General features: G+C 59.7%; 6 protein-coding genes and 3 pseudogenes. 4 read left to right on the forward strand and 5 right to left on the reverse strand.

Going from position 1 to position 8,928, the window contains the following annotated elements; all coding sequences use genetic code 11:
- Positions 1-269 precede the first annotated feature (269 nt).
- From AC1D2P_RS29495 to AC1D2P_RS29510, 4 genes and pseudogenes are all read right to left on the reverse strand, one after another.
- On the reverse strand, positions 270-2,123 hold the full coding sequence (locus AC1D2P_RS29495; RefSeq protein ID WP_109788100.1) for an ABC transporter ATP-binding protein: 1,854 nt from the start codon (positions 2,121-2,123) through the stop codon (positions 270-272).
- Positions 2,124-2,251: 128 nt separating this feature from the next.
- A pseudogene (locus AC1D2P_RS29500) lies at positions 2,252-2,380 on the reverse strand (LysR family transcriptional regulator); the annotation flags it as partial.
- Positions 2,381-2,914, reverse strand: a pseudogene (locus AC1D2P_RS29505) (Dyp-type peroxidase); the annotation flags it as partial. It abuts the pseudogene before it with no gap.
- Between the two features lie 293 nt (positions 2,915-3,207).
- On the reverse strand, positions 3,208-3,603 hold the full coding sequence (locus AC1D2P_RS29510; RefSeq protein ID WP_109788123.1) for a hypothetical protein: 396 nt from the start codon (positions 3,601-3,603) through the stop codon (positions 3,208-3,210).
- Positions 3,604-3,875: 272 nt separating this feature from the next.
- Here AC1D2P_RS29510 and AC1D2P_RS29515 point away from each other — a divergent pair, with 272 nt between their 5' ends.
- A complete protein-coding gene (locus AC1D2P_RS29515; protein WP_223524925.1) occupies positions 3,876-4,640 on the forward strand; it encodes a tetratricopeptide repeat protein in 765 nt (254 codons plus the stop codon).
- A gap of 100 nt (positions 4,641-4,740) precedes the next feature.
- Here AC1D2P_RS29515 and AC1D2P_RS29520 read toward each other — a convergent pair whose 3' ends face one another.
- Complete coding sequence (locus AC1D2P_RS29520; RefSeq protein ID WP_223525261.1) at positions 4,741-5,958, reverse strand: M24 family metallopeptidase; 1,218 nt, start codon at positions 5,956-5,958, stop codon at positions 4,741-4,743.
- A gap of 160 nt (positions 5,959-6,118) precedes the next feature.
- Here AC1D2P_RS29520 and AC1D2P_RS29525 point away from each other — a divergent pair, with 160 nt between their 5' ends.
- The 3 genes and pseudogenes from AC1D2P_RS29525 to AC1D2P_RS29535 form a co-directional block, all read left to right on the forward strand.
- Positions 6,119-6,685 carry a helix-turn-helix domain-containing protein gene (locus tag AC1D2P_RS29525; RefSeq protein ID WP_477758510.1) on the forward strand — a complete coding sequence of 189 codons (567 nt, stop codon included), beginning with the start codon at positions 6,119-6,121 and terminating at the stop codon, positions 6,683-6,685.
- 263 nt (positions 6,686-6,948) lie between these two features.
- A complete protein-coding gene (locus AC1D2P_RS29530; RefSeq protein WP_046032421.1) occupies positions 6,949-8,550 on the forward strand; it encodes an ABC transporter substrate-binding protein in 1,602 nt (533 codons plus the stop codon).
- A gap of 206 nt (positions 8,551-8,756) precedes the next feature.
- Positions 8,757-8,928, forward strand: a pseudogene (locus AC1D2P_RS29535) (peptide ABC transporter permease); the annotation flags it as partial.

Raw genomic sequence — 8,928 nt, forward strand, 5'->3', positions numbered from 1 at the left:
CTTCCAGACTGCCCGCATACTGACCGCTTACAACGCCTTTTTTGCACGCCGCCACGCGAAATCTGAACCCAGAATCCTCTGCTCAAAGTGAAGATTTCAATCTCAAGCGCGTACTTTTCTGTCGTGGAAACCATGGCCGACTTTTTCAACAGAATCGGCCGACTGCTGCCTCTCGAAGAGCGCAGCGCTCGACCCATCCTGACGTTCTTGAGGGTGTCCGATTGGGTGTCGTGCTGGATGATTGTCTCGCCAGCAACGGCCGCTCATGCCTACTCCATCGTCTCAGCCACCCCCTGATCCTCGCCCAGAAACCCACCGCTCTGATGATGCCAAAGCCGCGCATAGGTGCCGTTTTTACGCAGCAATTCGGCATGGGTACCCTGTTCGATGATGCGTCCGTCATCCATGACAATCAGCCGATCCATGGCCGCGATCGTTGACAGCCGATGGGCGATGGCGATGACGGTCTTGCCCTCCATCATTTCATCGAGGCTTTCCTGGATGGCGACTTCGACTTCCGAATCCAGGGCGCTGGTGGCCTCGTCAAGCAACAGGATCGGGGCATTCTTGAGCATCACCCGGGCGATGGCAATGCGTTGGCGCTGGCCACCCGAAAGCTTGATACCGCGCTCACCCACCAGGGTGTCATAACCGGTATGGCCTTGCCGGTCGCTCAGTTGACTGATGAAACCATCGGCCTGGGCGTTGGCGGCGGCCCTGCGGACTTGCGCGTCGGTCGCATCCGGGCGACCGTAGGCGATGTTGTCGCGAATGGAACGGTGCAGCAGGGAGGTGTCCTGAGTGACCATGCCGATGGCGCTGCGCAGGCTGTCTTGTGTCACCTGAGCGATGTTTTGTCCATCGATGCGAATCTCGCCACTGTCCACGTCGTAGAAGCGCAGCAGCAGGTTGATCAGCGTGGACTTGCCGGCTCCGGAGCGGCCCACCAGGCCGATTTTTTCGCCCGGGAAGATGTTCAAGCTAAGGCCATCGAGCACCTGGCGTTCACCGTTGTAGTTGAAACCGACATTGTCGAAGGTCACCGCGCCGCCGGCGGGCACCAGCACTCCGGCGTCTGGCGCATCCTGCACCTTGGGGCCACGGGTCAAGGTCGCCATGCCATCCTGCACGGTGCCGATGCTTTCGAACAGCGAGGTCATCTGCCACATGATCCAATGCGACATGCCGTTGATACGCAGCGCCATGGCGGTAATCGCCGCAACGGCCCCCGTGCCGACTTCGCCCTGGTGCCACAGCCACAGGGCATAGCCGCCAGCTCCAATAATCAGCGCGACCACCAGCGCCTGGTTGACGATCTCGAACTGGCTGACCAGACGCATCTGGCGAAAGCCGGTCAGCTTGAAATCCTCCATCGCCGCGCGCGCGAAGTGTGCTTCGCGATTGGAGTGCGAGAACAGCTTCACAGTGGTGATGTTGGTGTAGGCGTCCGAGATGCGCCCGGTCATCGACGACCGCGCATGGGCCTGTTCCTGCCCGACTTGCCCCAAACGTGGCACAAAGTACAGCATGGCCAGGCCGAACAAGGCGATCCAGGCAATAAAAGGCAGCATCAGTTTCAGGTCGAAGCCGCCGGCCAGTGCGATGATCGCGATGAAATAAACCCCGATCCCGGGGGCGATTTCGATGACGGTGAACAGGACCTCGCGCACGCCGAGTGCGGTCTGCATCACCTTGGTCGTCACCCGGCCGGAGAACTCATCGGAAAAGAATGAAAGGCTTTGCCGCAGCATCAGGCGATGGAAATCCCAGCGCAGCCGCAGCGGCAGATTAATCGCCAATATCTGGTGCTGCACCATGGTGCGTAGTGCTACCAACCCGATGCTGGTGATCAGTACGATGCCGATGCCCCACAGCACTCGACTTTCCTGCGCCTGTGCATCGCCGCCGGCCTGCCAGGTGGAGAGCAGGTCCACGACCTGCCCGAGAAAGGAAAACAACCAGGCTTCGTAAATCGACACACTGGCACTGAGCAGCGCAAACGCCAGGATATAACCGCGGGCGCCGCGGGTGCAGGCCCACAGGAACCGCACCAGGCCGACAGGTGGCGGCGGTGCTTCATCGGGTGGGAAAGGGTCGAGTCTTCGTTCAAGCACGCGAAGCATGGTGGCCTCAAAAAGGATCAAGTTAAGGCAATTCTGCCATTTAACGATTGTTTTGAGGCTTTTGCAGGTCAGGGGTTCGGCAAGGTGGGACCATTGTAAGTAATGGCCTGGGCAATTCAGACGACACTTTAGATCGGGTTCTTTGCTGCAAACAGTTTTCGGGCTTCAGCAAAACATTTTTCGGCGATGGCCGAGCGCGGTTCGGTTTTGCGCATGACCAGGCCCAGGGGGGCGAGCACGCTGGCATCCGGCAGGTTGCTACCGCCGCTGAACGCCCGATCTTCATCGCCAATGATTGTGAAGTCGACTGCATGCCGACCCACCGGGTTTTCGGTGCCATCCACAAAGCCGACCATGTTGCGCATGTAGAAGTGACGGAAACCCTGGACCTCATCAACGACTGAAATCGCATCGCCCAGCGCCGAAAGCAACTGCGTCGCCAATTCGAAACACAGGTCCATCTGGTCCGCACGAATGTGCAGCAAAATGTCCCCCGACGTTGCCATCGCGCGACGTCCCTCAGTGCCAAACTCGCGAAACGGGTGGAGTGAGGCGGGGCGCGGCTGACCAAAGAGTAAGTCCCAGGCACTGGAACCAAAACCGCAGACGCACGACAAATTTCCGGAGGGCACTCGTTTGCCGACTGATCGCGTAAGGGCCGCGATGTCTGCGCACTAGCCCCGTACTTTCTCCGCGCAGTCGCTACCCGGAGCCACCGTTGCAACGATGAAGATCGCGCTGCTGGAGATGGGGCTGTAGACGGATTGAGGCTCAGGCGTTTGGTTAGTCATGGGGTGAGTATTGTCATTGAAAAGGCCACAAGTGGCGAAAGAGAAAGGAAGGAACGAGCGTAACAGATCAGATAGACCGCTGCCTTTGTGAGGGTACGGTCCCATGCCTCTCCTATTGGCGTTCAAAGCTGAAGGCACGGGTCTAAGGAAGGAGCGCGGCACGCACGCCGGGGGCGGCGCCGAGGTGGCGACGGCGTCGCAGGCTGCGGATTGAGCGGGGCCTTTCGCCGGGGTGACCACCTCAGGCTTACCCCAGCCGTGAACTTCAGCGTCCTCTACGCCGTGGATTCGCACTAGCGACGATAGTAACGGTGATCGTCCTCGTAACGATGCCGCATGGCCCGATCCTGGTGGCGCTCCCAATCACGACGTTCAGCTTCTCGGCGGGCTTGCTCTCTACGCCAATTATCTCTGCGCCATTCATCTCGGCGCCAATCGTCTCTACGATCGTGCCAACGGCCGTCATGCCAGTATCGATCGTCATGGGCTAGCAACGGCCCTGGCTGCTTACCGGTCATACTGGCCAAGGTCGGCCAAGGGTTGCCGGCGGCCTGGACAGGCGATTGAATGGCTGTGACTTCAGTGGCGAAAACCGGGGTTGAGGTTTTCATCTGTGTGGCGGATGCCGAGCTCACTGCCGCGAACGCGAACAGGCCGACGAGCACTATCCGTGGGACATGGAATTTCATGAGCGAAGGCAACCTCTGATGGACAATTGGACGTGTGGCGATCTGGTTGTGGTAAGCCTGCGGGGGGGCGTGCTTACCGAGCGGATGTGCCTATCCACATAGACCGATAAATAGGGAAAAGTTCTAGGAAACCGTTGCTTAAATAGTCCCCGTTGCCCCAGGAACTTCAGGGTGTTGGCCAGGTCAATAGCGGCCCTGTATCGGAAATGCCGAGCAGCGCTGTGGTCTGTTTTACGCCAGTGCCGTCCGAGTTCAGTCGAGTCAGCCCCCTGATGCCAACCAAGAGTTTTCTGCCAGGCCTCATCCTGGTGTTCTGTGCCGTCGCGTCGTTTTGTTCTGTCGCTGCCGAGCGAAGAGCTCCCGCGCAAAGCAACAGCGCATCAACCACCTTGATCGAAACAGCCTCGCGGCAGTATGGAAATGGCCATCTGGACCAGGCCGCCGCAACGCTGGAGCGTGCCCTGCATATCCAGCCGAACAATCCCGCGACGCTGCATTACCTCGGTGTATTGCGTCTTCAGCAGGGGCAATACCAGCAGGCTGAAACCTTGGCGGCGCGTTCGAACATGAGGGTTGGTCGCAACGTCGAGTTGCGCAACCGTAACTTCCAATTGATCCAGGCGGCGCAGCAGGCCCAATCCTCGGGTACCCCACCCATTGGCAAAGAGGACCAGGTCGAAGTGCAGAAGGGGCTGGAGGAGGAGACCCAAAGGCGCCGCGAAGCGCAGATGGCGGTTGTTGAGCCATCCACTCCGGACACTGGGCGTGACGCGGGCAACTTCGCTAGTGCAGGGGCAGATCGGGTTTCGGATGTACCGACGGCTGGCAGAGCCGGGGCCGAAGGAAACTTGCAAATGGTGAATGTCGAGCCAGAGCGGGCGTACGCTGAGCTTGAGATTCCCCGCGGCCATATGCCGCCTCCGGGCAAATGCCGAATTTGGTTTCCTGATCGCCCGCCGGGGCATCAGCCTGCATCCGGCAAATGCAAGAAGCTGCGATATCGGGTTCCTTCAGGGGCCTACCTGGTGCGCGGTTGAGTTTCCGAGTGTCCACTCCTTGCCGATAGCTGCCTGAAGTGAAGGGCCGCTACCGACCCTTCGTGACAGGCAGCTAGCCACCTCGGACAATCGCCTGCCCTCAGGCCTCCAACCCGAACGGGTCGTCTACGGAATAGCTCGGCTGGGTAAACCAGCGCGGGCCAGTGGCGGTCATGTAGAAATGATCCTCCAGGCGAATACCGAACTCGCCCGGTACGCAAATCATCGGCTCATTGGAGAAGCACATGCCCTCGGCCAGCGGCGTCTGGTCACCACGCACCAGGTAGGGCCCTTCGTGAATGTCCAGGCCGATGCCATGTCCGGTGCGGTGCGGCAGGCCGGGTAACTGGTAGTCCGGGCCGAGACCGGCGGCTTCCAGGCTAAGCCGCGCAGCGGCATCCACCACCCGGCAGGGTTCGCCCAGGCGCGCGGCGTCGAAGGCGGCCTGCTGGGCGGCCTTTTCCAGGTTCCACATGGCGCGCTGGCGGTCGCTCGGGGTGCCGAACACGTAACTGCGAGTGATATCCGACTGGTAGCCGTGGAGCAGGCAGCCCGTGTCGATCAGCACCATGTCGCCGTCCTTGAGCACCTGCGCGTGCTTCACCCCGTGGGGGAAGGCGCTGGCCTCGCCGAACAGCACGATGCAGAAGGTCGAACCCGGCGCGCCCACCTTGCGGTGCGCCTCGCGGATGAACTCGGCAACCTCGGTGGTGCTGATACCTGCGCGCAGGATGCTGGCGGCAGCCTTGTGCACTTCCAAGGTCATGTCTTTGGCGCGCTGCATCAGCGCCAACTCTGTAGCGGACTTGTGATAGCGACACTGGTTTATAACGCAAGAAGCGTCTACGAACTCGAAACCCGATCCGAGGCGGCGGATTGCGTCGAACATGAAGAACGCCAGGGATGGGCACAGGCCCACCACTGCGTCGGCGGCGATGCCCATTCCAGCGAGCATGTCGAGCAGCAGGCGGTAGGGACTCTCGTGCTCATGCCAACCATGGATAACCCCATCCACCTCGCGGAAGTCGCGGATGGTGCCCTCTTCGAAGGCCGGGGCGATATAGGCCAGCGGGCCGTTGGCGGGCAGCACGGCGCCGACCATGCGTTCGCTCGGGCTCCACTTCACTCCGGTGAAGTAGCACAGGTTGCTGCCAGCGTTCAGGTAGAGGGCAGCGATACCCTGCTCGAGCATCAGGCTCTGGGCCTTGGCAATGCGTGACTGGTATTCGTCGAGGCCGATGGGCTGCATGCCCGCGGTCATCTTCGCCAGGCCGGCCAGCGCCTGTTCCGGAGTTTTGCCACCTACACCCACTGTCATCTCGTTCTCCTGAGTTATGTTGCAGTGCGCGAAATTTAAGCCTGACTTAAAAAGCGGTCAAGACGTTTTTTTAGCCCCACTTAATTTCAATATGGCGAAAAGCCTTTTCGACAATGCGCTGCCCGTTATACTGGCGCCTTTCAGCACACGAGCCACGCCAATGACCGCAGAACAGATCGGGGAACGGTTGCGCCGCTACCGCCGTGCCGCCAACAAGACCCTGAATCAAGTCGCCACTGAAACAGGCCTCTCAGCCAGCTTCCTGTCCCAGGCGGAGCGTAACCTCACTGGCGTGTCCATCTCCTCGCTGGCGAGAATCGCAAATGCCTTGGGCATTCCGCTCAACACCCTGTTCGACCAGCCCACCCAGCCCCAGCCCGACTCCCACCAGGGCCAGCGCGTGCGGTACTCCATCGGCAGCCAGCCGCTGGTCTACGAACGCCTGTCCAGCAACTTCCCCGGCAACCTGATCAATGCGATGAAGATGACCATGGCAGTGGGCTACCAGTCCGAGCTCATCTCCCACGAAGGCGCAGAGTTTACCTATGTGCTTTCCGGGCAAATCGTCTACACCATCGAAGGCCACACCTACCCGCTCGGCCCGGGGGGATCGGTGCATTTTGACTCCACCAAGCAACACTCCATCGCCAATTCTGGCAACGAAGTTGCCGAAGTGCTGGTCGTCACCACCATGGGCGGCCTGCTCGACGATCACCCCACGGCCTGACCGTGCGCCCTTAAAATGTAAGCATTACTTAATTTAAGTTGAAATTAATTTTAGATTGACTTAATTTTTGCCTCGGCCGGTGGCGGCGCGAGCGTCCCTCTCCCCACTTCAGCGCTACCGCCCGAGCCAGGACGTCGGCCTTCGGCTGCCTGTTCGCAAATGACAGGCAGCCTACAGCCCGTAAAGCCGCAGGGTCAGGTGCATCCCCCCAGGAATGGACTACCTGATCTGCCGCCCTCAAAAATAACAACAATGAGGTTCGCATGCGCAAAAAAACCACGCTCAAGACCATGATCGCCGCCGGCCTGATCCTCGGTTCCGGCTTCACCCACGCCGCCAGCAACCTGGTGTTCTGCTCCGAAGGCAGCCCAGCTGGCTTCGACCCAGGCCAATACACCACGGGGACCGACTTCGACGCCTCAGCCGAAACCGTATTCAACCGTCTCTCGCAGTTTGAACGTGGCGGCACCAAGGTCATCCCGGGCCTGGCAACCAGCTGGGACGTTTCTCCCGATGGCCTGACCTACACCTTCCACCTGCGTGACGGGGTCAAGTTCCACACCACCGACTACTTCAAGCCGACTCGCGACTTCAATGCCGACGACGTGCTGTTCACCTTCAACCGCATGCTCGACAAGGACATGCCGTTCCGCAAGGCCTACCCCACCGAATTCCCCTACTTCACCGACATGGGGATGAACGAAAAGATTACCAAGGTCGAAAAAGTCGACGACCGTACCGTCAAGTTCACCCTCAAGGGTGTCGACGCAGCCTTCATCCAGAACCTGGCCATGAGCTTCGCCTCGATCCAGTCGGCCGAATACGCCAACCAGTTGCTCAAGGAAGGCAAGGCCCAGGACATCAACCAAAAGCCGATCGGCACTGGCCCGTTCGTGTTCAGCAAGTACCAGAAAGACGCCCAGATTCGCTACAAGGGCAACAAGGATTACTGGAAGCCTGAAGACGTGAAGATCGACAATCTGATCTTCGCTATCACCACCGACGCCTCGGTGCGCATGCAAAAGCTGAAAAAGAACGAATGTCAGATCACCTCCTTCCCGCGCCCGGCCGACATCAAGCCGCTGCAGGAAGACAAGAACATCAAGATGCCTAGTCAACCAGGCTTCAATCTTGGCTATATCGCCTACAACTTCACCCACAAGCCGTTCGACAAGCTCGAAGTACGCCAGGCGCTAGACATGGCGGTAAACAAGAAAGCCATCATCGAAGCCGTTTACCAGGGCGCCGGCCAGTTGGCCGTCAACGGCCTGCCGCCAACCCAGTGGTCCTACGACGAGTCCATCAAGGACGCCGGCTACAACCCGCAGAAGGCCAAGGAGTTGCTGAAGGCTGCAGGCGTGAAAGAAGGCACAGAAATCACCCTCTGGGCCATGCCGGTGCAGCGCCCCTACAACCCCAACGCCAAGCTGATGGCCGAAATGCTCCAGGCCGACTGGGCCAAAATCGGCATCAAGGCCAACATCGTCAGCTACGAATGGGGTGAGTACATCAAGCGCGGCCACGCCGGCGAGCACGACGCCATGCTGATCGGCTTCACTGGCGACAACGGTGACCCGGACAACTGGCTGGGCACCCTCTACACCTGCAACGCGGTCAACGGCAACAACTTCTCCAAGTGGTGCGATGCTGGCTACGACAAACTGGTGAAGGCCGCCGAGGCCACCTCCGATGTGGACAAGCGCACTGCGCTGTACAAAGAAGCACAGCATGTCCTGAAAGCGCAGGTGCCGATGACCCCGATCGCCCACTCCACGGTCTACCAGCCGATGCGCACCAGTGTGCAGGACTTCCAGATCAGCCCCTTCGGACTCAGTAGCTTCTACGGCGTCTATAACGAACAGTGAGCGACAGGGGCCGGCCAAACGGCCCCCTTCGCCTTCCTCGAGCCGGCGCCAGACCGGCGAGGACTTTCTCACCTGCTACAACGAAAAAAATTAAGCGCCACACCGGGAAACGTCGAGCCGGAGCCTTTACTCACGCAGCCTAAATTGCTGAGTACGGCCAGCACGCTGACCGGCATTACAAAAATAATAAAGAGTGATAAGCCCTAATGCTGAGTTTTATTACCCGCCGATTGGGGTTATTGATCCCCACGTTTTTCGGCATCACCTTGCTGACTTTCGCGCTGATTCGCATGATTCCAGGCGACCCGGTGGAAGTCATGATGGGCGAACGTCGCGTCGACCCCGAAATGCACGCACAGGCAATGGAACGCCTTGGTC

It is taken from the genome of Pseudomonas sp. P1_F1_2 (assembly GCF_056405815.1).